The organism is Caballeronia fortuita (assembly GCF_001544835.2).
In the GTDB taxonomy this organism is placed as follows: domain Bacteria; phylum Pseudomonadota; class Gammaproteobacteria; order Burkholderiales; family Burkholderiaceae; genus Caballeronia; species Caballeronia fortuita.
The window spans coordinates 130,496-155,343 of the sequence record NZ_FCNX02000012.1; the positions used below are offsets into that span (position 1 = coordinate 130,496).

Below are 24,848 nucleotides of genomic sequence, written 5' to 3' on the forward strand. Positions count from 1 at the left end.
TAAGATACTTCTGCTCGGTGATCCCTGCAGAGAAAGATCACCGAGCAGTTCCTCAAACGCCTTACATTTCACTTCGGATACCGAATCGAAAAGCCGGGCGAACTCTTTTGTCCCTCAGGCCCAAAGAGGGCCGCAACACGGTTGAGACATCATGCGCGTACTTCTTGTAAAAGACGATTTGCAGTGCGGTCAACACTTGTTCCGCGAGCTCAGAAACGCGGGCTACAACGTTGATTGGGTGCGCGATGCGCGCGCTGGAAGTCTCGCCATTGGCGCTGCCTACTATGCTGTTGTCCTCCTTGACTTGAGTCTCATGTGTGGCGGCGCTCTGGAACTTCTCCGAAGGTCGCGGGAGTCGGGCAACAAGGTGCCCGTACTGACCTTCATTACCTCCGGCGATCCGCAGGCACGTGTTCACAGTCTCGATATTGGTGCGGATGATTGCATGCCCAAACCGTTCGATGTTCGCGAGGTGCTAGCGCGCATTCGTGCGGTCCTGCGTCGGCAAGCCGGCTCTGCCACTTCACGAATCGGCAGCGAGCAAGTCGGCCTCGATCTAGACCACCGGACGCTCCGATGCAACGGTGTGTCGTCGTCACTCTCAGCACGAGAGTTTGCGTTAATGCACGCATTGTTAGAAAGACCGGAGGCGATCCTATCGCGTGCTCAACTCGAGGAGCGCATCTACGGTTGGGGGCGAGAGATCGAGAGTAATGCGCTCGACGTATTGATCCATTCGATGCGCAAACGGTTCGGTCGCAATTTGATCGAAAACGTGCGGGGGATCGGTTGGACCGCAAGGCGCGCCGTGGGCGGTTCGGCTCAGGCACACTGCGCTCCGATCCCATCAAAAATGCGCAGCTATTCTTCCCTCGAGGCGGGGCTGGTTCATTAACAACACCATAGACGGGCCAACCCAACGCCGTTCGAGGTCTGACCTAATGCGCTCGACGCACAAGGATCTGATCGCTCTGGTGTGCAGGCATCTGACTTTAGTCAACGACGTACGCAACGCGGACTCGCGAGCGCGCCCGCGGTGGTCCGCGAGTCGCCAACTGGCAGCCATCTGCTCGTCAATCGAACGATTGTGAAAGCTGCGTTCTGCCAAACGTCGCGCAGTCGATTTTCAAATCTAGGGTGCCGCATATCGCGGACTCCGAGTTCCGCATATGCGCACCGACGCGAGAGTCAACTGCTTCGATAGGGGCACCTGTCAAACGATCGGCTTAATTCTCAACTCATTGTCAGATGCAACAATCGGCCGCAAAGACAACCGAGGTCTCGAAAAATGGAACATCCGCAGGTTGAAGTTAAAAAAGTCGCTCAATCGCGACCGGACGAGAAGTTAATGGGGCGCCGCACTCGCCGGATCGCGCTTTTAGCATGCGCTTTGGTACTGGCGTTCGCCGCAATGCAGGTCGCCCTGCCTCGAGAGGAGGGATTTGCGGCCGCGCTCATCAATTCGACGTGGGGCAAGTGGCAGGAAAAACGGATGGAAGCAAGTCGCGAGGAACTCATGCGCGGATGCGTCAAGCAGGGTTTCGCGACGTTCGACGCTTGCTTCGACAGTTCCTTGTCCACCATGGGCCCTGGTTGACTATCCAATCACTGCAATCGGCGAGCATGTGCCAACGCCATCGATCGGAAGATCTTCAACCCATCTTTCCAATTTAAGGCGGTTCGCCATGCTTACACTTATCACCTGCATTGATCGCCAAAGGCGAACGAAACATCACCATGGAAAACAAAGTCAAAACTGCTGATGAAGCTGTTGCATTGATTCGCAACGGCGACGTGGTGAGTTGCTCAGGTTTCGTCGGAACCGGCACGCCGGAGGAATTGATCGCGGCGCTGGAGCGACGTTTCGTCTCAACGGAAGGTCCGCGCGATCTGACGCTCGTCTTTGCCGCCGCGTGTGGCGACGGCAAGGAGCGCGGACTGAACAGGATCGCCCGCAATGGACTGATCCGTCGAGCAATCGGAGGCCATTGGTCGCTCGTTCCCAAGCTCGCGAAGCTGGCGATGGACAACCAGATCGAGGCCTATAACCTTCCGCTAGGTACGATCTCGCATCTCTATCGCGATTCGGCCGCTCACAAAGCAGGCACACTCACTAAAGTAGGCCTCGGTACCTTCGTCGATCCACGCCAAGACGGCGGGAAGATTAACTCACGAACAAAAGAAGATCTCGTATATTTAATGCAGATCGGGGGCGACGAGTGGCTCTTTTACAAGGCCTTCAAGATCGACGTCGCCCTGATTCGCGGCACTACTGCCGATCCCGAAGGCAATATCACAATGGAGCGAGAGGCGCTGCTGTTGGACGCTCAGGCTGCTGCCATGGCTGCGAGGAATTCCAACGGGCTAGTCATTGCCCAGGTCGAAAGGATTGCATCGAGCGGCTCGCTCGATGCGAGGACCGTGGTGGTTCCGGGCATGCTGGTCGATTACGTTGTGGTAGCGCCAGGTGCGACCCATTGGCAAACCTATGCCACCGATTACAGCCCAGCGTACTCAGGCGAGATCCGCGTCCCCATCGACGCAATGCCGGCACTTCCCCTCAATGAGCGAAAGCTCATCGCGCGGCGCTGCGCCTTCGAGTTACCCCGAGGCGGCGTCATTAATCTCGGAATCGGCATGCCCGAGTCAGTGGCGGCAGTCGCAGCGGAGGAACACATACTCCACGACTTAACCTTGACGGCGGAATCCGGTGTGATCGGCGGCCTGCTCCAAGGCGGCCTCGATTTTGGCGCGGGCATCAATGCGCAGGCGTTGTTGCATCAAAATCAGCAAATTGACTTCTACGATGGCGGTGGACTGGACCTCGCGTGCCTTGGCATGGCTCAGGTCGACGGCGCGGGCAACGTCAACGTCAGCCGATTCGGTTCTCACCTTGCCGGCGCCGGTGGGTTTATCAACATTAGCCAGAATACGCGCCAGCTTGTGTTCGCCGGGACGTTTGCCGCAGACGGAGGCGCCAGCTGTGTCGAAGGTGGCGAACTGCAAATCGTAGCCGAAGGGCAAACGAGCAAATTTGTAAAAGCGGTGGAGCAGATCACGTTTAACGGACCCCTTGCCGCGGCAAGAGGCCAGTCTGTGCTGTACGTGACAGAGCGATGCGTTTTCAAGCTCCAGCCCGAGGGCCTGCAACTGATTGAAGTGGCGCCGGGAATCGACATCGAACGAGACGTGCTTGCCCATATGGCGTTCCGTCCGATTATCGGTGACGTGGTGCGGATGGACCCACGCATCTATCAATCAAAACCCATGGGTCTCGCCACGATGCGACAGGATCCGCCGCAATCGAATCATTGCGCTCAGGCCAACGATGAAAAATCCAGTGTTCTCAAATTTGAAGCCAAGCCGAACTCACACGAGGTTTTGCGTCCTTCCGCACGCCCCCCAATTAACTCGTAAGGAGTGTGTTCCATGCGACTGGTCCGTAGAACTGCAATCGCGCTAACTCTGGTCCTGATCACCGCGCGGGCGTTGGCAGCGCCCGCTGCGGCGGCGGCCGCTGGTGATCCGGAGAAGCCGGTGTCGACCGTCCTCCTCAAGACCGAGCGCTCATGGGATGGCAAACTATATAAAAGGTATCCTGCGGGGCGGCCGCAACTCACCGTTCTCAAGATTGTCATTCCCGCCCACACGACGCTACCGTGGCACATGCACCCAATGCCGAACGTCGGATACGTACTAAGCGGGAATCTGCATGTGGAAAGCAGGGACGGCCATCATCAGACGACCCTGCACGCAGGCGACGTGCTTCCTGAAATGGTGGGAAGCGCTCATCGTGGATACACCGATAACTCTCCAGTCAAACTGATCGTATTTTATGCGGGAGGGAAAGGCTTACCCACTGCGACAACAGTCCATTGAACGGCGTTCTGCGACTCTTCCGATACTTTGCAACGGCGCACTGGGACATGGAGACGCACTTCGCTTACGTTTTTTGAAGTCGCTAACTTGTAACGGGCTGCAGCATCGCGCCGTCTCATCCCAAGGCGGCGGACTCGAATGATCAAATCATTGAAGAATCAGCTGGTGCTCGCGCTCGGACTGCTCGTCAGCGGGATCGGCGTCGTGCAGGGCGTGAGTTCGTATCAGTTGAGCAAGACCGGAATGAACGCGCTGCTCGACATGCGCCTCGAACAGGTAGCCGCGCGCCTGCGCGACGGCTTGGCCGAAAGCCTGCCGAAAAATCCCGCACGCGGCACGCAGGACGAGCGCGATGTCGTCGCCGTGGTATGGAAGCCGGGCGAGGCGCTGCCTTTCCGCACGACCGACCCGTCGCTGCACTTTCCGCGCGACGCGCAGCCGGGTTTTTCCGGCGTCGACGTCAACGGCGAGCATTGGCGCATGTTCACGCGCCAGGAGCCGACGATGACGATCCAGGTCGCGCAGCGCTCGTCGATCCGGCGCGAAATCACGCAGGAAGCCGCGACGCAAACGCTCTGGCCGATCGCGGTGCTTTTGCCGCTCGTGTGGATCGCGGTCGCGCTCGTCGTGCGGCGCTCGCTGCGTCAGTTGAACGAGCTGGGCGAGGAAGTCCGCGCCATCGACATGGGTCATCTGCAGCCGCTGCCGACCGTCGGCGTGCCCACGGAAATCGCGCCCTTCATCCATTCGATCAACACGATGATCGAGCGCCTCGCGACATCGATCGAGAAGGAGCGCAAGTTCATCGCCGATGCCGCGCACGAATTGCGCACGCCGCTCACCGCGCTGCAGCTACAGGCCGACAATCTCGCGCCGCATATCTATCCCGGCAATCAGGAGCGCTTTCAGGAGTTGCGCAAGGGCATCGCGCGCAGCGGCAAGCTGATTACGCAACTCTTGCGGATGGCGCGCGCCGATGCGCCGATGAACGGCGCGCCGCTCGCGCGCGTGAACATCGCGGACGTGGTCACGGCCGCCGTCGCCGACGTGCTGCCGATCGCCTTGTCGCGCGGCATGGATATCGGCGCGGAGGAAATGGTGAACGCGCACGTGCGCGCGGTGGAAACCGACATCGGCATGGCGGTGAAGAATCTCGTGTCGAACGCGGTGCGCTATACGCCCGATGGCGGCACCATCGACCTGCGCACGCGGCGCGATGGCGACATGGTCTGGATCGATGTCGTCGACACGGGGCCGGGCATCGACGAAGCGTTGCTGCCGCGCGTGTTCGACCGCTTTTTCCGCGCGAATCCGGACATCGAGGGCAGCGGGCTGGGGCTGTCGATCGTGAAGGCGATTGCCGCGCGTTACGGCGGCGACGTGACGCTCAAAAATCGCAGCGACGGGCGCTCGGGCATCGTCGCTTCGATCGGTTTTCCGGTCGAGGAAGTGAGCGAAAGAGTGCCATCGCCTACGTTGATTCTTTAGCATTTGCGAGCGATAAAATACAATCGTCGCCTGTCACGGAGTCGCCTTCGCCGGTCAGTCCGAGCGAAAAGACACCCGTGCGAATGAAACAGTCTCCGGCGCGTGTGGCACCATTCTCGCGGGATTAGGAGTAGGACATGCGAATTCTTCTGATCGAAGACGACCTGCAGATCGGCACGAGCCTGATGCGTGCGCTCAAGGACGCCGATTACGCCGTCGATTGGGTCCGCGACGGCAACGCAGGCCGCGAGGCGATCAACGCGGCCGAGTACACCGTCGTGCTGCTCGATCTCGGCTTGCCGGGCATGACGGGCATCGAACTCTTGCGGCAGGCGCGCACGGCCGGCAACGCGACGCCGGTGCTGATTCTCACCGCGCGCGACGATCTCGACACACGCGTCCAGGGCCTCGATCTCGGCGCCGACGACTATCTGCTCAAGCCCTTCGACATGCCCGAACTGCTGGCGCGCATCCGCGCGGTGCTGCGCCGCAAGGCGGGCTACGCGGTCTCGCGCCTCGGCGACGATTCGCTCTGCCTCAATCTCGATCAGCGTACGCTTACGTGCGGAGAGACGTCGGGCGTGCTGTCCGCGCGTGAATTCGCGCTGATGCACGCGCTGCTCGAACGTCCCGGCACGATCTTCTCGCGCGATCAACTCGAAGACCGTCTCTACGGCTGGGGCAAGGAAGTGGAGAGCAACGCGGTCGACGTGCTGATCCATTCGGTGCGCAAGAAATTCGGCGCGGGCGTGATCCGCAACGTGCGCGGCCTCGGCTGGACGGTGATGCTCGGCCAGCCCGGCCGCCAGGAAACGAGTTAGGACACTTGGCATCGGCGGGCGGCTCACTGCTCATCGTATCGACGGCCGAGCGCGCCGCAAAAATGCATGCCGTAGTTGTGATCCTGCGTTTCAATCTGACACATGCGCCGCTCGGTTTCGGCGGGATTGTTAGACAACCCGAGATAACAACAAACTTTTACCTCCGACCAGCGAAAAGAAATGTCGCGGCATCAAGAACTCACAGAAGCCACTGGCGTACGCGTGTACTTCTGCGACCCACATAGCCCCTGGCAGCGCGGGACCTGCGAACACACAAGCGGATTGCCCCCTCAAGGGTATCGACCCCTCGGTCTACAGCCAGGACGAGCTCAATGCCATCGCCGACAGCCTGAACAGTCGGCCGCGCGCAACCCACGCTTTCCATTCGCCATTCGAAGTCTTCGCTGCAACACTTGCCTCAGCGAGCCGACCTCAACGACCTAAACCTTAGCCCACGTTGCACTTCGGTTTGAAACCGCCCGACGTTATCGCTATAGGCCGCGCGCCGGTCCTTTCATATCACCTTCGATTAACCGCGAGCAATCGGAAGCTCGGCATTCGCGGGCGCCGTACCCGCCACGGGCGTCCCCTTTGTTTCATGGGAAGTCGGAGATGTCAAATGGAGCGGCCGCCTGTCGCTAACGTGCTTTATGCTTTTTATTCTGAAGCGCCCCGAGTGGCCGGTCCATGCATCAGCTGGTGTTAGAGATCTACGCGACCGCGGGACAGAATGTACGGCGTCGCATTAGGCAGTCAAGTGCGTCTGCCGTCTCGCTCAATCCGTCGGAACTGGACTCTTGAATCCTGTCGGGCGGGACCGCGACAAACAGGTGTTGCACTTGAGAGTTGAGGCGGCCCCGGGAAACGTGCGCCTGTTGGCGGCTCATTCTCGTTGAGACGAATAGCTATCGAACGCCTTCACCTGTCGCCAATCCGGATAGGTGGTTTCCCAAACACGATGGATCTTGCCGTCGACAAAGGACGCAATCAATAGGATTTCGAATTCGACGGGCGCCTCGTCGGGCCGCTGGGTCTTGATCCAGAGCCTTACGGCGACACGATCTTCCGATTCAACCCAGGTGGCTTCGTCATAACGGACGTCGTAGCGGATCGAGGTCGGATACACCTTCGCATGGCCCGATTCAAATGCTGCGTAATCTTGAATATTGCCATTGGTCTCGAGTATAAAATCGCGGCTGTAATAATGGGCGATCCGGGACAAGTCCTTCTTGAGCACCATCTCCTCAAACATTTCGCGCAGGAGCTCAGCAGGCGAATTCATGTCCGTTTCCTTTGACAATATTGTTTGGATTCAATCGCGCCGCCACCTATCGGCCATAACACATTGTAACGACCGTCTCGGTGCGTAGGCTTCTATCATCGAGCCTTTCAAGTGCGGCTCCTCGCATAAAGTTTGACATTCATACAACAGGTGACCGCAATCAAATAAACGAAACGGATAAGGGGGCTCAGCCGCGCGGACGCCGGACGCGTGCTCGAAGAGCGCACGGTTCGGCCGAGTCCCGATCGTAGCGGCGCAGAGTTAGCCTAGAATGAGCGCGCGGGGTAGCTTTGCCTTCGAAAGCGAGGAAACCTCAGTGAACCGGGGCACGCGCTGAACGCCGTTGCGCCGGGGTGCGTATCCGTCGCGCCGATTCGCCGCCTTTTAGTCTTTCCCTTTGCCTGCATCATCGCCGGCGCACGCCCCGGCCGCTTCATTTATCCGGCTGTCCGATCCGCGCGGCCACTTCTGAAATCGATTTGCCAGGTTCGTTGACTCATCTTAAGCTAAGTTTCGCGCCCTACTCTACCCGGAAGAATAGACAGACCAGGAACGAACTATGAGCGCGCGACCCGACGAACGCCTTTGCACATTGAGCGAGATTGCCGCCGAATGCTTTAACGTCGATGTCCTGAACGCCGATGCACCCGAGTGCCGTGTGTCGGTGAGACCGGTCGACATCGTTCGCGCTCTCGAGAGCGCTTACGACATGGGCCTAATAGCCGGCTATCAATTGACGCGTTCAGCAACGCTTCACGCTTGACTTTTTTCAGCGCATCTGCTCATACGATGTACACATCGTTTTTAAGGCCCGCGACAATGATGCTCCCTACGCTGCCGCTTGAGGGAAAGCCAGTTGCGACTCTTCAGAGCGCTCCAGGAGAAGCATCGCAGTCGTGTGCGACGGGGCACGGTCTAGGGAGTCCCAGACCGTCGCGCTCGAAGCGCCAACCGTCGTCGCGACCTCGCGCTGCCTACGTTGCATACGAAAAGCAGGCGCAGCACTTCGCTGATATGACGCATGGATAATATTCTTTCGACATTCGGCCGCTCGACAAAATCGTCGAGAATGCCATGGTTATCCGCGTCGCCATCGCCTCCACCTTACTGCTCGGTTACGCGTATTCGCGCTCGGGCGGCGGTCGGATTCCCGCTCGGTTTGTGATCGATGAGACCGATCGCATTGTCGCAGAGAAGCGCCTGCCGAACGATCTCGCGAGGATCCTGGCGTTTCTTTCGCCCTGCCGGACGAAGTTGCCGGCGTCATCATCGAATCGACCTATAACCGGTACTGGCTTGCCGATGGTCTGCAGGCAACCGGCTTCACCGTGCACGTGGCCAACACTACCCCGACCGGCTTCACCGTGCACGTGGCCAACGCTACCCCGATCAGGAAGTATGACGGACTCAAATACAGCGACGACGAGACGGATGCACGCTATCTCGCCGACCTGTTGAGGCTCGGCATCCTGCCCGAAGGAACCATCTTGCCACCCGAGATACGCATGGTGCGCGATCTCGCACGCAAGCGGCAATAACTCGTGCGTTCGCATAGCTAGCACATTCTCGCGTCGAGAACATTACCGCCTGCTATCACGGAAACAGAATTACCAGCAACCAAGTCAAGCGGCTGGACAGGGAAAACCATCGAGCAGTGGCGTCTGCCAGACGACGTATCACTCGCCCTTCGGGCCAACGTCGCGGTCATCACGACGCTCTTTGCCCAGATCGTGATTCTCGAAAAAGCGTCTCGAGAAAAAGTTCTACTTCGACCCGAGTCTGCATTGCTAATGACCGTGCCTGGGACTGGCCTCACCCTTGCGACCGTTATCCGGCTGCAAATCGGCTCGACCGAGCGTTTCGCCAGCGCTGCCAACTTCGCTTCCTACGCGCGCTGTGTCGAACGTCAGTATTTGATCAACGGCAAGAAGAAAGGCGAAGGTAACGCTAGGAACGGCAACAAGTATCTCGCCTGCGTATTCGTCGAGGCAGCTAACTCGCGCTGCGCTTTTGCGATCGGAGCCGACACTTCTATTAGCGCAAGAACGCCAAAATCAGTCCGGTCGTCGCCCGCAAGGCCTCGGCCCCCAAGCTGGCGCCCGTGTTCCCATATGCTGAAGAAGCGCAAGTCGTTTGATATGACCCGCTGCTTCGTATAGCGCTACCACGGCGACCGACAAGCCCGGTTCCACCGATGGAGCCACAGCACTGGTTTGAATGGGACACCGATTCGCCGTCGCCCGTAGTGTAGTCAAAACGGACCGTCTGCAATGCGGACCACCCACAGATCGGCGCCGGTTGACCGGCAGCCCCGATATGTGTAAACCTTTGGGCGCATTTGCGGTACCAGAGCTCTTATGGCGTGGCCAAGCCACCAGGGCGACCGGCTGCTTGTCGCCGCTCGCTTGATCCCGCTGGGTGTCTGGCGTGATTCGTCGCAGCCTCCAAGTGAAAAAACGGGCACCCTCCGGGGACTGCCTCTCGCGCCGACGATCCGTTGCAGGGTAGAAGGGATTGCTTGATTCACGGAAATATTAATTCGGCGCCAGAAGGCAAGTCCTTTTCGGAACTAGGGCGCCCTAACCCGGAAGATGTACGGGAATCAAGACCACCCCAAGGCGCGCTTCACGAATCCGGAGAAAATGGGCTCAACATCCGGTGATTGCTCCGGCGAGCGTGGGCGCGAGGATATGCAGCAACGGCATGTCGCACAAACTGTGACGGCGGAGCGCGCCAACGACAATGGCCGGGGGCGTCGAACGGGATCGAAAGATCTACAGACGGCCACCTGTTCGATGGAGGGCAGTTTGGGGCAGATGCATCGAATCGGGAAGCGACGTCAAAGCCTGCGAGAACCGCGGGCCCTCACGCTCTGCTAATTCTCCCCGATCACACTTCCCTCACACGCTGCAAGACAGGAGGGAAAGATGAAGACCGAACCGACGCCAATCGCCGCGGCATCGCCCGTCGCGCAGGATGTGCAGGACGTGCAGCGCGATGCATCGTACGGGGAAAGCGCGTTCGACGCATCGTCGCGTGCCGCGTCGATGTCCTACGAAGACCTTCTGCCCTACCTGCTTCTGCCGATGGCCGGCTCGTACTGAATCATGACACCGATCAGCCGATGTTCCCGAGACGGCGTCGCCTACAGGTTTCATCACATTGGCATTTCGACGCACGCCGTGCGCAATCACCGCTTCTTGAAAGCCAGCATGAGCATACAGTCGGCGTCGCTCTTGCACGTGCGGAACTATATGCCCACATCGCTCACCCGCGCGTGGCCCGTCGGCTGCCCGAATTAATGGTTGGCGCCGGGACGCGGCGTTCAGGGCGAGGTCTGGCGAAGGGACTGGAAGGACAGACGGTGCTGCCCAGTCCTTACGAGCGAATCGACGGCTTACACGTCACGGTGATTCGGAACGGTGACTCAAACGCCGTAGCATAACCTTAGCTGCTTGAGTCGTAACGTGTGATGTGCACATACGCGTACGAAGAATGAACGCAGGACTAGCGCACGCTGAACCGCATCACGGCCCTCGCACACTTGCCGATGGGCGCCTTGCACGCAGCGGGCAGCACGGGCACATCGCTGACTGCGGCCCGCGCCGACTTCAGCACGTCAATGCTCTCGATACCCGGCACACCGAGCCCCAACAGAGCGACGGCATAGTACGCCGCGCCGATCACTACGCTGCGCGCCTGGCCGTCAGAAACCCGGTTGACGTTAGTCCGCGTCTTTCAGTGAGCGTTCCAAGCTGCCGCCAGCCTTCAAATCGTCGTCGACAAGTAGTACTCCCCTCGTTGTCCATCGCCATGTTGCCTCTCATTGAAGCGGGCCGATTGACAGGATTACGTTGTCGTCGACATCGGTCGAGTACAGCGCCTGTCCGATGAAAAGCAGCCCGCCGAGATCAGGCAACGGTGCGGGCAACGGTCCCGTTACGAGATTCGTCTGGCCCGGAACACCTGCCACCGTGCTAACGACGCCGGCCGGCGAGATTTCGCGAATGGTCTTATTGAAGAAGTAGCTGGCGTAGATGTTGCCGGCAGGGTCAAGCGCCAGCGTCGTGAGGCCGTTGAAGGTCGCGACGGTGCCCGGGCCGTCCGTCCCGCCCTGCACTTCAGTCGATCCGGCGAGCGTCGTGACGACACCGTGCGTGCCGCTGAGCTGCATCTTGTAGAGAACGCCTGCGCCCGCGTTCAGGTCATCGTCCGATACGTAGAGGTTGTTGGCCTGATCGATCGCGATGGCTTGCGGGTTCACGAGCGCGAGCGACGCACCGTTCGTGATGCCCTCCAGCGAAATCACGTTGACCGTACCACCCGGCGTGATCTGCGCGAGCACGCTGGGTTGCGTCGGCGTGGACATGAAGAAGTACACGTTGGCGTTGCTGTCGGTGCCGATCGCGTCGCTTCCGTCCGTCTGCACGGCGACGTTCGTGGCCGAGTCGATTAGCGTCGTCACCTGTCCGGCGGGCGTGATCTTGCGAATCACGGCGACCGTCGCGGTCGGGCCTTGATCCGTGACATAGAGATTGCCCGCGCGGTCCGTCGCAATCTGCTGGGGACCTTCGAACAATGCGCCATTACCCACGCCGTCTGCGGAACCGGCCTTACCCGGCGTGCCGGCGATCGTGGTGACGACGCCATTGCTGATCTTGCGGATCGTGTAGTTGTCGGTGTCCGCGACAAAAATGTCGCCTGCATTGTCGGACACGAGACCTTGCGCGTAATTGAACTGCGCAGCCCTCACGGGGCCGTCGACATTGCCCGTCGCATCCACGACGCCCGCAAACACGTTGATGGCTGGTTGCGGAACAACGGGCGGCGGAGGGGCCGAATTGTTCGCTGACGAAGGCGAGCCACCGCCGCAGGCGCACAGAAAACCTGCCAGCGTGCCGACAACAACCAAGCGGGCTATGGCGGAAGAACACGGAATGGAATAGAGCTGCTTCATTTTGTATCTTTACCTGCATGAATAGGCAACACCGCAAAACCCTGCTAAGGGAATTCTGCAAAACACCGGCCCTTCGCTTGCTGGACCGCATCGCGACATGCCATCGCGCTGAGCACGTGTGCTTACGCTTTTCGATGCCTTGGTATCCGGCGTCAGCATAAACATCCGTTTCTTCACCGTGCAACAACGCAAGGGCCGGATTGATGTCGTGCTCGTTAGCCGCCGTGCCGATGACCGTGTGAACGATGCCTGAATCCGCGTCCACGCCTATATGCGCGTTCATGCCAAAGTACCAATTCCTGCCTTTCTGGGTCGACTGCATCTCGGGGTCACGTGTGCCCGAGCCGTTATTGGTCGAGCTCGGCGCTGCGACCAACGTAGCGTCGACAGCCGAGGCCGCCTTAAAAGGCCAGTTCAAAAAGACCGCTCCGTTCGGCTGAAGATATTCCAGCAGACGAGCGCGCAGGCCAGTTTTAAGAATGCCTCGTGAATGTCCGAGCGGCGTTCGAAGCGAGTACGAAGGCGACGGAAACCATGGAGCCACGAATGAGTTCGCTCGACGACCCAACGGAATTTCCCGAGACCGCTGCCGTGTTCGGTCCGACGCCTAGCGATAACCGGTCGGATGCCGCGCTCGCGAAGTCGGCGGCGATGGGCCTCGGAATCGTAACCACGGTCGGCGCAGATAACCTTGGGCTTACGAAGCGGTCGGCCGCGCGTTCCACGAATTGACGGGATAGCGTCGACCAGCGGCAGCAGTTGCGTGACATCGTTGCGGTTTGCGCCGGTGAGGATCACGCTGACTGGAACGCCGTTCGCGTCTACGAGGACGTGGTGCTTGGAGCCTGGTCGTGCGCGATCGGTGGGGCTTGGCCCAGTTTTTGGCCCGCCCCAACGGCTCGTACAGACGAGGAATCGACAGCCGCATATGAGAAGTCGAGCTGCCCCGATTCGCGCAGCTTGTCGAGCAGCAACCCATGCAGTCTGTCCCACACCCCGGCCTGCTGCCAGTCGTGCAATCGACGCCAGCAGGTCGCGCCAGAGCCAAAGCCCAACCGGGTCGACAGATGGTTCCATCGCATACCTGTCTTTAGCACAAGCAGGATGCCATTGAGTGCCGCACGGTCCGAGACTCGTAGGCGCCCAGGGTATCGCTTGCGTCGCGGTTTGGACGGTGGAAGTAGTGGTTCGATTAGTGCCCACAGTTCGTCATCGATGATAAGTGCCGGCATTCCTTGATCCGTTGTTCAGGCATCCAAGGTTAACCGTTTCGAAGGAAAGTAAACAGCCCTCCTGGGCTCTTTTTGAACTGGCCTTTAAGAGCTCGTCGAGTAAGTATCGCCCTCGGCGCGGAAAGCGGTTGTTCATCTGGCTTCACGGTGACTCATCCATTCACCGGACGGGCTGTGATCGGGTCACAAGAAGTGCCAATCAGTATCGATGATCACGCGAATCACGCCTGCGATCGCCGTAGTACATCGAATACGGTGAGTGACTTGCTTCAAAGTAGCGGTCGCGGCGCTCCAGACCGGCCAAGTCAGTCGCCGAGCTAAGGTACGCATCGCGTCGCATGTCTTCCGCCGCAGTCAATCGGGATACGAGCTTTTCCATCAGTTTCTTGAACATGATCTCCTCCGGGAGAGGCACGGCTTGACCGTGCATAGAACGTCTATCAAGGGAGACGAATGTTAAGTAATGAGAATTAGGCGAACGTGAGCGGGCGCAGGGCAACGTGGCAGGAAAGGAAAGTGACGGAGCAAAGCCTCGGCATGATCGCCCCGACTGCTAGCATCATCATGCATCATGCTTAAAGCCCAAAGGCGCAGCTGTCGCTCGAAGCGCCCCTGCCTGCGAAAACACGAAAGTGCAGCTAGCGCCCGCAATAGCGCCGCGACGCGAAAGGTTGCGGGAACCGAGATGGTCTACAACGAGTTCGCCGACCGACGAGCCGGCCGTAAACGCAACCTGCACTATTGCAGACAAGGAGAGCCGCGCCAGCTTGAGCATTTTCCGCAGTTGCGCGTTGCATCCACAGCAGCTCTGTACAGGAGCGAGTCACGGCAAGGCAGCCTCGACCGTGGGAGCATCATGGCGACGACCGCGATTGAACGCTTCAATTGCGTTCGACGGCGCGGGAATACACGAGATTTGACACCAAACCAACGGTCCCGGAGCCCGGTAGATCCAGGTGATGCTCGACATTGCGAGATTCGCACGCTCAATGAAAAATGGCGTGACGTAGGTGTTTGCGCAGAAGTGGGCGCCAAACGGAAGCCCGACAACGATGAGTGCAATCCGGGCATCGTGGTGATGCAACGGGCGCACAAGATCTCGCCATCGCATGGCTACATGCGATGGCGGCGCCGGTACGAGGCAGAACTGGGCGGCGAATGCCACGCCGACAAGCACGGCCGTCGACGTGAACGCGCCCCCGCCACGATAAAACTGCCGTGCGCTCAAGCGACGTGGCCGCGAAGCGCTGGATCGAGCTTACGGCGAGTGAGGACGTCCAAACTCTGCGGGAGCATTACGCGCTAGACGCCCCCGACGCAGAAATCGAATGCGGTGCATTGCCGACCCGCAAATCTTTTGACACCGCATTGGGAATGCGACGTACCGAGGCGCTTCACTGGCGTTTCCGATAGCTAACGCTGCCGTAAGCCGCGAGCCATTCGCGGTTAATTCGAACGCGCGAAGGTTGCTGCTTATTCGATGTCAGTGAGGACATGCCAATGAGCCGACTCGTTAAGGCCGGACCGCGACATGCGCGAGAGCTCGTCGAACTGAACTGCACGACGGGCTCCGTATCGAGCGGCAGTCGCAAACAATTCGGAAGGTTGGAACTCTCGGGAATTCGTCGCGCGCTTTTTCGCGCTACCGCACCTCGGGGAGCGAAAGCGCCGACGTCACGGTGTTGTCGGACTGAATGTACCGACCCGGCTGACCTCTAACGAGCAATACGACAGGTAGAGTTGATTCGCGATGTTCCGTCTGAAGGAAATTTGTGTAAGCCGTTACGAACTGTGTGGCCATTCAATGGCCGATAACGGGCGGGGGAAGCAACTCATTCAGCGCTAATCATCGTCCACTATCATGGTTCGGACAGCGCGGTAACGTTACGCGAGAGGATCGAATCGCTCGCAAACGCGGCAGTCGCTCGTCTTTGACCTGGAGTAGAGCATGAACACAGCATATGAAGAACGCCTGAATGTCCTGAGTGAAATCGCCGAAGAGTGCTTCGATGTGAACGGGTTGTCGTCGGACGCCTCGGAACCGGAAGCGCGCCTTTCGGTTCGGGTGAGCGATATCGTCCGTGCTTTGGAATCAGCGTATGACGTCGGGCTGATTGCAGGATATCATCTGTCTCGTAAGCAGCGGGCACGGTACTGAACCTCAATGATCCAAACTGCCCGTTGGACTGTCACACGTCAACTTGGTCAAGACATGTGAAGGCCAAGAGACACTGGCCGATGGTCTTTTTTACCCCCCGACGGGATCGCGGGATGGACATGATGAGCCGCACGTCAGGTGGGAGAAAAAGGTTTCATGCGGAGGCTTAGACGTGAGTCGAATGCTTCCCTCGAGCCGATAACTACCGTCGCATTGATTTTCGGAATGCTGTGCGCAGGCTTTGTGGCGGGGTCTGTCATTTATGCTGCCGCTGCCGTCCACGTTTTGACTTTGGACCCGTCCCCTGGCACCGTTTCCGCAAAGGCTGGGGAGCATCCGTGAATCGCTCTGCGAGAACCGTTCGCTTAACGAGCGGTACGAATTCGGGGAGACCGATAAGAACTATGCCTATTCGCCCCGTGCGAGCTGCGGAAACACCTGCTGAGAATCGCTCGAGCGAGTCCGAGGCGAGTGCTGAGCGCCTGTAGTGTCCCGTCCGCAGGTAGCACTGCGCAATACACTGTTGCGGGCGATCTTCGTCCCGGGCTGTTGACTTTGTATTCAGCGTGCGGCTGCGTACGGATGAGCGGGTGCAACGGCGAGTCGCCGTCGAAGCGATGTCATTGGATTCGTCTGGTCCTGCCGGATCGTCGGCCGTATGGAGGCCAAGTGAGCCCGCAAAGCGCTCACGGTTCAGCGGATGCTCTGTTGGAATGCCGATTCGGCGCAATGTGTACGTCACGCCTTTGTATTCCGTCGCGCGCGCCGACACGCTCAGTCCGGCCGCGGCGCGCTTCATACAAACGCTGTTGCAGTTCACCGCGACTTGTCGGCCGTCGACATGTTCTTGACGCCCGCGTAGAACACGATCAGTTCAACGGGCGTATCGCCCGTGACGCCACGATGCGCGATTCCCACCATTTCCGGCAGCGTATCGCCCGCATGCAGGGTCTTCTCGTGATGTCCGTCGCGGCTCTGGACCTTCAGCGTTCCCGAGATCACGTAGGCCGCGTTCGGCATGGGATGCGTGTGCCAAGGCAGCGCCGTGTGCGCGGGAATCACGATCTTCAGCACGGTCAATTGCGGCTCTCCGGCGGGATAACTCTTATAGCGCGTGCCATCCCATGAATGGTCGCTCTTGGCGTGTCACGCATGCTGTTTCGTGGACTTTTCGTTCGCCTGCTCGCAGGCTGTTGCGTCAATCACGCGTATGCGGCGGATGCTGCCGCCTACCCTTCTAACTACGCACCAGGAGTTTCGTCGGATTCGATACTTCTGAAGTCGCGTGGTCGACGGTGTCTCTGCGTCCACACAGCGCCGCGCTCGAACAGGCGGCGAATCGCATTGCAAATGGCGAAGACGTTTCTCGCGCCACCGCGTTTGCGCAACCATCCGACGACGCGGATGCATGCGCTCTTCGCGCAGTACGTCGATCAGCAGTTCGCGGCGAGCGACTCAGGGCATTGACTGGGTATCCGGCGATCGCGCGATGAAGCGGTTGACGGCTGCGGCGAGCGCGTTCGGATACTGGAACATCATCGCGTGGCCTGCCGCCTTGACGTCAAGAAGCCGCGCGCCCGGAATTGCCTTCGCGAGCGCCTCGCCGTTCTGTTCGTGCAGCACCTGATCGTCGGCGCCTGACAAGACCAGCGTATCGATGCGCAGCTTCGGCAACGCATCGGCGGCCGCATCGTCTTTTTCCCATGCGGATATCAGCGCGGACTGACCCGCCGTCACAGCGGCGGACACGGGCGGATTGCCGTAATCGGCAGGCACGAACATGTTCTGGCGGAAGCATTTCGACGCCGCCTTCACCGCCGATGCGGGAAACAGCACTTTCATCACGTCGTCGAAAGTCGTGCCGGGCGCGCCCGAGAGCGCCGCCATCACGTCGGGCGCGACGGGGACGCCGAGGCGGCCGGGTGCGGGCGCGCTCATCAACACGATGCGCCGCACGTTCGCGGGATGATCGAGCGCGAGTTGCGCAGCAACTGCGCCCCCCATCGACCAGCCGAGCACGGTCGCATCGCGCAGTTTCAACGTGCCGATCAGCGCGTCGAGATCGTCTGCCATGTCTTTCGCGGTGAACGCCGACGCATGTGGCTCGGAGCGTCCGATGCCGCGATTGTCGAGCACGATCACTTCGTGCCCTCTGGCGAGGGTCGCAAGAAAGGCGGCGTTCCATTCGGAGAGCGTCGCGCGATAGCCGGTTTGCAGCACGATCGGGCTGCCTTTGCCAAAGCGGTAATACGCGATGTCGCCGCGCGCGGTATGCGCGATCTGCTCGCGGATCGTCGGGTTCCTGTCCGGACGGTTCGCGACAACGGAACACGCGTCTTCCGCCGGATAGATGACGGTTCTCGCGTCGACGGGGCGGCTGAGCGTGCCGGCCAGCAGCGACGCAAGCGCGACGATCGTGAGCAGGCGGTTCATGTGTCGGGTCCTTTCGCGTGGCTTTATCTGTAGAACGTCGGTTCAGAGATGCAGGTGCGGCCCTTTTTCGTCCATCGATGCCGGCGAAGGTTCGCTGCGGATGCGCTTAGTTGCGGGTCGGGCCTGACGTTTGAGAACGCGGGCGTCGATCATCTCGAGGAGAAATGCCAGCACGATGCAAGCGGCAAAGACGCTCGATCCGAGTGCGAAGAAAACGGCGAAAGTCGGTTGGAAATCCATGATGTGCTCCTGAGGCAAAGATTCGTTTTCCCGGGTCGGTCCGTAGCGCGATGCCAGAGCTTCTGGCCACTGTGCAATGATGCGGGCGTCGAATTAGGTGAAAATGATCGGCATTCACGCGATCAACGCCAATCGGCCTTCTACCGGAACCGTCCGGTCCGAGCCCGATCCGTCGCTGTACCGCTCGCTCCAACGCGGCATGGACACCTGTCGGCTCAGTATTCCCTTGCTGAGTGCTGCGCAGCCCCCGGGCGCGGACCTAAGAGATGGTGTTTCTGGAGCCCGTCTGCTACACCCCGCGTGCCCTTCTGCGCACGGTGATGTTGTCGGGTTAGCACCTGCCAATGGTTCGCGCTAACCCGTGGCGTCTCACCCGATAGCATAGCCCCGCCTCGGAGCACATACTTGAGGACGGGAATTCGGAGTAGAGGCCTGACCGGGATTCGCTAAAAAGCCACCACGTCTTAGCCTAAGCGGCTGATCTGGATGCGGAATCGATGGCTAGAGAACGCCAATTATCTTGGCCGGTCCTTTGACAGTTACCTTGGCCGGTGGCGAGGAGTCGAAGGCGGCGTAGCCGCCGAAGCCGACGAACTACCGGCGGCGCCGGAGTGGCGGCTTTTACGTTGGGCTGATCGCGTCGAACAAGAAGCGAACAGCCATGCCTGGAACCTACGTAACGGACCAGCAGGTCCGACTATATATGAGCAAGCGCAAACATCACACTCAGGAAGTCGCCGTGGCGATGGCGGGCATGAGCGTTCGCGCGGCTCGGCGCATTGAGCATGACGACCGTCTGCCGTCGCAGAAGCCACCGCGCGCGTGGCGTACACGTCACGATCCGTTCGCGAAAGTCTGGGAGTGCGAAGTCGTGCCATTGCTGCGGCACGCGCCCCGGCTCAAGGCCATCACGTTGCTGTGCGAGCTCAGGAGGCGCATCTGGCCTCTTACCTGACAGCATGCGGCGTACGCTCGAGCGGCGCGTCAGCCAATGGCGCGCACTCGAGGGCCCTGGCAAGGAGATCTTCTTCCCGCAGCAGCACTTGCCCGGCGTGCAGGGGCTCTCCGACTTCACCGACATGCGGGATCTGCGCGTCACGGTTGCCGGCGCGGCCCTCGATCACCGGCTCTATCACTTCGTGCTCCCGTTCTCGCACTGGGAATACGCCTATGTCGTCGAAGGTTGTGAGAGCTTCCAAGCTCTCACAACCGGTTCACAGAACGCGCTGTGGCAGGCTGCCCGCATGAGCATCGCACCGACAGCCTATCCGCAGCGTCTAAGAATTTGCAGACTGAAGAGGATTTGACGGCTCACTATGACGCACTGCTGGTGCATTACGGCATGGCCGGCACGCGTAATAACGTCGGCGTGCGCTTGAGCACCTCGATGAAGTGCCGGTAGTCGAGCTTGCGACGGCGGCTGTTAGCCGCATGCGAGCCGCGCGCTGTGTTGTGCACGAGCGCGCGGATAGATAGCAGTCGAGGTGATCGGCGTAGACGCGCAGCTTCAGACGGTGGCCAATCAGGCGCGACCGTACGCTGTAGAGAATGCCCGCACGGTGAAGGTGCCACAGCGTGTCACGCGTGCTTCGTCTTCGATGAAGTCGGTCGTGCGATGCCCCATGTGTTCAAGGGGCTGACGTTTCGCGACGACTTGTTCCCGCGCGAGGCGTACCGCCGGACGTGGGAGCGGCTCGAGGCGGAACTCACCCAGCGGGAAGCCTGCAAGACCATGGTCGGCTTACTGGAACTGGCCGCGAATCACGGAGTCGAGGCCGTTCTTGCTGGGCGGCTCGAGATTAGCAGGCTTCTGGAGGACGCTGAACGCGTGTGGAAATGAAAATGCCGCGAACGATGTTGCGGCATTGAGCACGCTAGCGAAGCGATCACGTATGGCTGAAGAGCGCGATACGGCCAGCCTTGTACAGGTCGCGCACTTTGCTCGCGAACGACGCGTTTGGCGCGCGCCCGCATTCGCCGACGACGGCTGCCACGGGCGTTGCCGTATCGACGACCGTCGTCACCGTTTCCTGCACGCCGAGCTTGTCGGTACCCGACACCCAGTAGACGAGCGCAGGCTTGTACGTATCTTCAACAGCGAGAAAATCGCCGCAACTCATCGTTGCGGGCTTGATGGGTTTGGCCGCCTGTGCGAGCGCAAACGGGGACGCACAAAGACTGGCCAGAACGGCGGCACTAACTGCGATGCGTTTCATGAACTTCTCCAAGGTAGTGTTGTAACTCTCCCTACCTTGCGGGCGGCAGAGTCGTGAGCATCATTACGGTAGGCTATGCAATGATGTGTACATCGTAAGGGCGCACAGTGAGTTGAAAATTACGTCAGGAACAAGGCGTTTCGGAACATGTCGGTTGACAGCCGGCGATCAGGCGCATGTTGTACTCGTTTTCGAGCGCACGAACGATATCGACCGGTTTCACCGATACACCGTATTGGGGTGCGTCGGCATCGAGAGTACGTGGTGTGCGAATGGTCGAGCGCGATGATTCAAAGCTTTGCTATTTTCATCGCACGGGTCACGTGTTCCGGGGCAGCAGCGTTGTCCCTGGGCGGTCGACTGGTCGGCCGGTCTTTCGCTCAGTTCTTCACGACGCCGAGGGCGCCTGAAGCATCGGATAAGTGAAAAGAAGGAAAGAGGTTGACAATGAACCGTATCAGTCTTCGAGGCGCGTCGCCAGGCGATGAAGTTAGACCATTCAACCATCATTGTGTTCGCATCACTTTCAGCGTTGACGGGGAACCCACCGGCTGCCGTTGCCACGCTGCTCCTCACCTGCAGATGGCAGACATCAAAGAATTTTGAGTTAAAAAAATACCGCACCCAGCAAATGTATGAGTTCTGCCAGCGTGACCAGCACGAGTAATCCGACAATCCATCGCCGAGCCTGCTCCGACACCGCAAGTCGTGCACCCAGCAGTCCCCCTGCCACACTGCCTAGCGCCATCACACCGCCAACGCTCCAGTCGATGCTTCCTTTCTCGGCGAAAATCATCATGGCCACGGCGGTTACCGGAACAAGCACAAAAACTTTGATCGCGTTCGCCTCCACGATCGGTATACCCATTGCAAGCACGAGCACCAGAAGCGTATATGTCGCCGACAAGCCGATGAGGCCGGCCCAAACTCCTACGAGGAACAGCATCACGAAAGGCTTAGTTCCGAGTTTGAAGGTTGCCGACGCAGCGGACTTTAAAAGGACGTTAAGTTTCGTCAGCAAGAGCGCTAGCGTGATTACGACGGCGCCAACGATACCGATGCGAATATCATGGCTGGGTAGAGACTCTGCAAACAGGGCGCCGATGACGGAACCTAGAGTAGCCGGAGTTGATACGAGGAAAGCCCGTCTCCACGGTATTGCACCTCGGCGAGCGAGGCCAACGACCGAAGACATCGCTCCGACCAGGACCGGGATGCGATTCGTCGCGTCGGCATTGATCGCATGAAGGCCGGACCACATCAGGATAGGCAAAGACACAGCCGATCCTGATGATGCAACGGCATTTAAAAAACCTGAGGCAAGCCCGGTGAGAACGACGATGAGTGCGCCGGCGGGTGTGATATGCATGCTGATATTGACATTACGGAAGATTGAATGCGGCACCGGCACTCCATCGGATCACTAGTACATGTGGCGAAACGCTCAACAATAAATAGCCGACACGTCGCAGGGAGGATCCTGAACCCGGTACGCTTGGGTTGCGGCAAAGATAAGCAGGCAGAATTAGTCGAAAGTTACACGCATGCGCAAGCTTCGCTTTGAGAGCAAACGTAGGCTTTACTGGAAGCTCGCTTATCGAGCAGCCCACGCCACGACGAAGGGAACGGCTTAGAAAGAACCGTGAAAAGTACGGTTTGTGAGAAGCCAGATTCTTGAGAAGCAGATCTGCATCACCGGCATCACCGCGCGCGACAGTTGCCTGCTACCACGCTGACCTGCAAAAAACGAGATAGACACCTCTCCGATGTTCCGGAGAAATTTCGCTCAGGCAGGTGGTACTGGTGCCGTATTGACAGCCCATGCTCAAGGCTTGCAGGAACGGCGCGAAAATCAGCATGATTGGCGCGAAGACGCCGATCGTGGCGTAGTCTGGTGCGCCAGCGATGATTGGCGAGCCGATGGACATCGCCATGCCCTATTCCTCAATGAAGAGATGATCGGTCCGAAGACGAAAACTAGGTTGATCGGCGATATAAGCTGCGAAGCGACGCATTTGCGCAATCCGGCTCCTCGGCATTCGGTTCGACCAGCTTTGCAGCGCCCGTCTGCCACACGAAAACAGGTATCGTCATCATGGCGATCGACAACATCACCGTGATGTTACCTGTCAAGTGCAGTGCGATTCTCAGTGAACACATTCTTCCGTATGTTTGCTCCTTCCTGCTCGCGGGTGGAATGTACGACGCTTGCCCTTTTCAACGCCTGGTCGCCGCGTTTCATGCGGCTTGCGGCAGCCTCGAGATGGATTCTGCGAAGCTAACCGTAACTCTCGACTAAATCTCGACCGTTATCGTCTGTTCGCCCTTAGTGACGCCGGTGCGTGAGCGCACCGCATTTGACGAAACGGAGATACTGTATGTCGGAGCTTGTCAATGCAACTCTCGGACCCGAAACGAAACGTAGTCTATACCGGGGTGCTATTGCAGGTGCCATTGGTAACGCGATGGAGTGGTACGACTTCACGGTGTACGGCTTCTTTGCGGCTACCATCGGTGCGCTGTTCTTTCCTTCACAAAACCATTTCATGTCACTGTTGGCGTCGTTCGCTGCGTTCGCGGTGGGCTTTGTCGTGCGCCCGTTCGGCGCGCTGATATTCGGGCATATCGGCGACAAATTCGGCCGACGTGCGGCGCTGTGGACTTCCGTCGTCTGCATGGCCGTACCGACATTCATGATGGGCGCGCTGCCGACCTATGCGCAGATCGGCGTGTTTGCGCCGGTGCTGCTCGTATTGCTGCGTTTACTGCAGGGTCTCGCGGTTGCCGGTGAGATGGGCACATCCGTCACTTTCCTCGTCGAGCAGGCTGGCGGACGTCGGCGCGGCATCGTTGGCAGTGCGGCGATGATGAGCGCAGCGGGCGGAACGCTGGCCGGCTCCGCTGTCGGTGCTCTGCTCACGACCGTATTGAGCAGCGAATCGATCCACGCGTGGGGTTGGCGCATCCCTTTCCTGATCGGTCTCGGCATCAGCGCGATCGCGTTGTACCTCCGGCGCACGATTTCCGACAACGCGGCGCCCGCGAAGAAATCATTTTCGCCGTGGCGTGAGTCATTGACCACGCAATGGCGCATGATGCTGCGACTGATCGGCATGAATGCAGTCGGATCGATCGGCTTTTACCTGTGCTTTGTGTTTTCGACGACCTATTTGCGGCAGACGGTGCATATGCCCGCATCGATCTCGCTCGACATCAATACGCTGGCTGTGGCGATTCAGATGGGCATGTTCCCGATAGCAGCCGCGCTCTCGGACAAGGTCGGACGGAGGCCGGTTCTGCTGGCTGCTGCGACGGCGCTGTTGGTGCTCGCGCTGCCACTTTTCTGGTTGATGCATCACCTCAATCCGATATTCGCCGCAGCGGGTCAATGCTTGTTCGCGGCGCTCATCGGCTGCTTCGTCGGCGTCGCGCCGACCTACATGGCCGAAATGCTACCCCGAAACCTGCGATGTACGACACTTTCGCTCGCGTACAACGTTGGCTTTGGCGTCCTCGGCGGACTGACACCGTTGGCGGCGCTGTGGTTCATGCACCTCGATGCCAACCCCCTATCGGCCGCTTATCTGTTAATGGCGGCTGCCGTCGTCTCGCTGCTTGTCGTTGTGCGCTTGCCGGAAACAGCCCATGTCGAAACCTGATCGAGATACTGACCACGCATGCACGGGCATAACCAGTTCTTCCATTGGCGATTGCAGAAGACGATCAACCGGGTGCGCAGCCTGTCGTCCCAGTGTGACCCTGGTTGCACTGCAACTGGCATGAAATACGTGCCGACGAACAAAGCGCGCTGAATTTGCAGTGCTTTCGCCAGTCGCGCGCATAAGGATTGGAGCGCAGTGCCATTTCGTATTCATCTTCCGACACCAGAAAGATGTCGATCGTTAGCCTGTCTGGACCGACGGCCACGTGAAGCCTTATCTCGACATGCGTCCTGTGCAAATACACACGGACAGTTACACCGAGGACGGCGCCGGCGGGGCTGGAGACCGGCGCTCGCGCGCCCACAACCCCATTCCCGTGCGGGCACGGCGGTTGCCGCAATGCAGGGCGACGCTATCGAACACAGATGCTGGGCGCACCGCATGTCATCATCTCGCGAGCACATCGCTGCTGAAGAAAAG

The 24,848-nt window shown here is 59.4% G+C and carries 21 protein-coding genes and 4 pseudogenes; 14 read left to right on the forward strand and 11 right to left on the reverse strand.

Annotated elements, in window-relative coordinates; translation table 11 throughout:
* Positions 1-151 precede the first annotated feature (151 nt).
* The 7 genes and pseudogenes from AWB77_RS22700 to AWB77_RS37025 form a co-directional block, all read left to right on the forward strand.
* Positions 152-895: a response regulator transcription factor gene (locus tag AWB77_RS22700; protein WP_082852731.1), complete on the forward strand. Its 744-nt coding sequence runs from the start codon at positions 152-154 to the stop codon at positions 893-895.
* A gap of 393 nt (positions 896-1,288) precedes the next feature.
* Positions 1,289-1,597: a hypothetical protein gene (locus tag AWB77_RS22705; protein ID WP_061164373.1), complete on the forward strand. Its 309-nt coding sequence runs from the start codon at positions 1,289-1,291 to the stop codon at positions 1,595-1,597.
* Between the two features lie 140 nt (positions 1,598-1,737).
* Positions 1,738-3,417 (forward strand): acyl CoA:acetate/3-ketoacid CoA transferase, encoded by a 1,680-nt coding sequence (locus AWB77_RS22710; RefSeq protein ID WP_082852737.1) that lies wholly within the window; start codon positions 1,738-1,740, stop codon positions 3,415-3,417.
* Between the two features lie 12 nt (positions 3,418-3,429).
* Positions 3,430-3,879 (forward strand): cupin domain-containing protein, encoded by a 450-nt coding sequence (locus AWB77_RS22715; RefSeq protein WP_061136695.1) that lies wholly within the window; start codon positions 3,430-3,432, stop codon positions 3,877-3,879.
* 138 nt (positions 3,880-4,017) lie between these two features.
* The gene (locus AWB77_RS22720; protein ID WP_061136696.1) at positions 4,018-5,367 is read left to right on the forward strand and encodes a sensor histidine kinase; all 1,350 of its coding nucleotides are present in this window, start codon (positions 4,018-4,020) and stop codon (positions 5,365-5,367) included.
* A gap of 137 nt (positions 5,368-5,504) precedes the next feature.
* Positions 5,505-6,188, forward strand: a complete 684-nt coding sequence (locus tag AWB77_RS22725) for a response regulator transcription factor (protein ID WP_061136697.1) — start codon at positions 5,505-5,507, stop codon at positions 6,186-6,188.
* 147 nt (positions 6,189-6,335) lie between these two features.
* Positions 6,336-6,639, forward strand: a pseudogene (locus AWB77_RS37025) (IS30 family transposase); the annotation flags it as partial.
* Between the two features lie 432 nt (positions 6,640-7,071).
* Here the strand turns inward: AWB77_RS37025 and AWB77_RS22730 are convergent.
* Entirely contained in the window at positions 7,072-7,470 is a 399-nt protein-coding gene (locus tag AWB77_RS22730; protein WP_061136698.1) for a nuclear transport factor 2 family protein, read from the reverse strand.
* A gap of 1,146 nt (positions 7,471-8,616) precedes the next feature.
* Here AWB77_RS22730 and AWB77_RS37565 point away from each other — a divergent pair.
* Together AWB77_RS37565 and AWB77_RS36450 are read left to right on the forward strand one after the other, a co-directional pair.
* Positions 8,617-9,629 (forward strand): annotated as a pseudogene (locus AWB77_RS37565) (transposase).
* A gap of 768 nt (positions 9,630-10,397) precedes the next feature.
* Positions 10,398-10,574, forward strand: a complete 177-nt coding sequence (locus AWB77_RS36450; protein WP_167354168.1) for a hypothetical protein — start codon at positions 10,398-10,400, stop codon at positions 10,572-10,574.
* Between the two features lie 719 nt (positions 10,575-11,293).
* On the opposite strand, the gene AWB77_RS22745 is transcribed toward AWB77_RS36450, so the two are convergent.
* The 4 genes and pseudogenes from AWB77_RS22745 to AWB77_RS22755 all read right to left on the reverse strand — a co-directional run bounded on the left by AWB77_RS22745 (position 11,294) and on the right by AWB77_RS22755 (position 14,053).
* A complete protein-coding gene (locus AWB77_RS22745) occupies positions 11,294-12,268 on the reverse strand; it encodes an NHL repeat-containing protein (protein ID WP_061136700.1) in 975 nt (324 codons plus the stop codon).
* Between the two features lie 196 nt (positions 12,269-12,464).
* Positions 12,465-12,830, reverse strand: a pseudogene (locus AWB77_RS37040) (transposase); the annotation flags it as partial.
* An 11-nt stretch (positions 12,831-12,841) separates the two neighbouring features.
* A protein-coding gene (locus tag AWB77_RS34675; protein ID WP_096031168.1) for an IS5 family transposase occupies positions 12,842-13,659 on the reverse strand; the annotation gives its coding sequence in 2 pieces (ribosomal slippage) (positions 12,842-13,311 and positions 13,311-13,659; 819 coding nt in all).
* 199 nt (positions 13,660-13,858) lie between these two features.
* Positions 13,859-14,053 (reverse strand): hypothetical protein, encoded by a 195-nt coding sequence (locus AWB77_RS22755; RefSeq protein WP_157694885.1) that lies wholly within the window; start codon positions 14,051-14,053, stop codon positions 13,859-13,861.
* A gap of 1,554 nt (positions 14,054-15,607) precedes the next feature.
* On the opposite strand from AWB77_RS22755, the gene AWB77_RS36005 reads away from it, so the two are divergent.
* A complete protein-coding gene (locus AWB77_RS36005; protein ID WP_157694886.1) occupies positions 15,608-15,817 on the forward strand; it encodes a hypothetical protein in 210 nt (69 codons plus the stop codon).
* Positions 15,818-16,633: 816 nt separating this feature from the next.
* Here AWB77_RS36005 and AWB77_RS22760 read toward each other — a convergent pair.
* From AWB77_RS22760 to AWB77_RS22770, 3 genes are all read right to left on the reverse strand, one after another.
* Positions 16,634-16,891, reverse strand: a complete 258-nt coding sequence (locus AWB77_RS22760) for a cupin domain-containing protein (RefSeq protein ID WP_244158623.1) — start codon at positions 16,889-16,891, stop codon at positions 16,634-16,636.
* 381 nt (positions 16,892-17,272) lie between these two features.
* Complete coding sequence (locus AWB77_RS22765; protein WP_061136702.1) at positions 17,273-18,250, reverse strand: alpha/beta fold hydrolase; 978 nt, start codon at positions 18,248-18,250, stop codon at positions 17,273-17,275.
* A 42-nt stretch (positions 18,251-18,292) separates the two neighbouring features.
* Complete coding sequence (locus AWB77_RS22770; protein ID WP_061136703.1) at positions 18,293-18,490, reverse strand: hypothetical protein; 198 nt, start codon at positions 18,488-18,490, stop codon at positions 18,293-18,295.
* A 703-nt stretch (positions 18,491-19,193) separates the two neighbouring features.
* Between AWB77_RS22770 and AWB77_RS37570 the strand changes: the two genes are divergently transcribed.
* Together AWB77_RS37570 and AWB77_RS37510 are read left to right on the forward strand one after the other, a co-directional pair.
* A complete protein-coding gene (locus tag AWB77_RS37570; RefSeq protein ID WP_445343887.1) occupies positions 19,194-19,445 on the forward strand; it encodes a hypothetical protein in 252 nt (83 codons plus the stop codon).
* A 4-nt stretch (positions 19,446-19,449) separates the two neighbouring features.
* Positions 19,450-20,288: pseudogene (locus AWB77_RS37510) on the forward strand (IS21 family transposase); the annotation flags it as partial.
* A gap of 88 nt (positions 20,289-20,376) precedes the next feature.
* Here AWB77_RS37510 and AWB77_RS22785 read toward each other — a convergent pair.
* From AWB77_RS22785 to AWB77_RS22795, 3 genes are all read right to left on the reverse strand, one after another.
* A complete protein-coding gene (locus AWB77_RS22785) occupies positions 20,377-20,706 on the reverse strand; it encodes an HdeA/HdeB family chaperone (protein WP_061136801.1) in 330 nt (109 codons plus the stop codon).
* A gap of 607 nt (positions 20,707-21,313) precedes the next feature.
* Positions 21,314-22,111 carry a sulfite exporter TauE/SafE family protein gene (locus AWB77_RS22790; RefSeq protein ID WP_157694887.1) on the reverse strand — a complete coding sequence of 266 codons (798 nt, stop codon included), beginning with the start codon at positions 22,109-22,111 and terminating at the stop codon, positions 21,314-21,316.
* A gap of 319 nt (positions 22,112-22,430) precedes the next feature.
* Positions 22,431-22,640: an MFS transporter gene (locus tag AWB77_RS22795; protein ID WP_061136706.1), complete on the reverse strand. Its 210-nt coding sequence runs from the start codon at positions 22,638-22,640 to the stop codon at positions 22,431-22,433.
* Between the two features lie 161 nt (positions 22,641-22,801).
* Between AWB77_RS22795 and AWB77_RS22800 the strand changes: the two genes are divergently transcribed.
* Both AWB77_RS22800 and AWB77_RS22805 read left to right on the forward strand, forming a co-directional pair.
* Positions 22,802-23,005 (forward strand): hypothetical protein, encoded by a 204-nt coding sequence (locus AWB77_RS22800; protein ID WP_061136707.1) that lies wholly within the window; start codon positions 22,802-22,804, stop codon positions 23,003-23,005.
* Between the two features lie 79 nt (positions 23,006-23,084).
* Entirely contained in the window at positions 23,085-24,365 is a 1,281-nt protein-coding gene (locus tag AWB77_RS22805; protein ID WP_063936544.1) for an MFS transporter, read from the forward strand.
* Positions 24,366-24,848 lie beyond the last annotated feature (483 nt).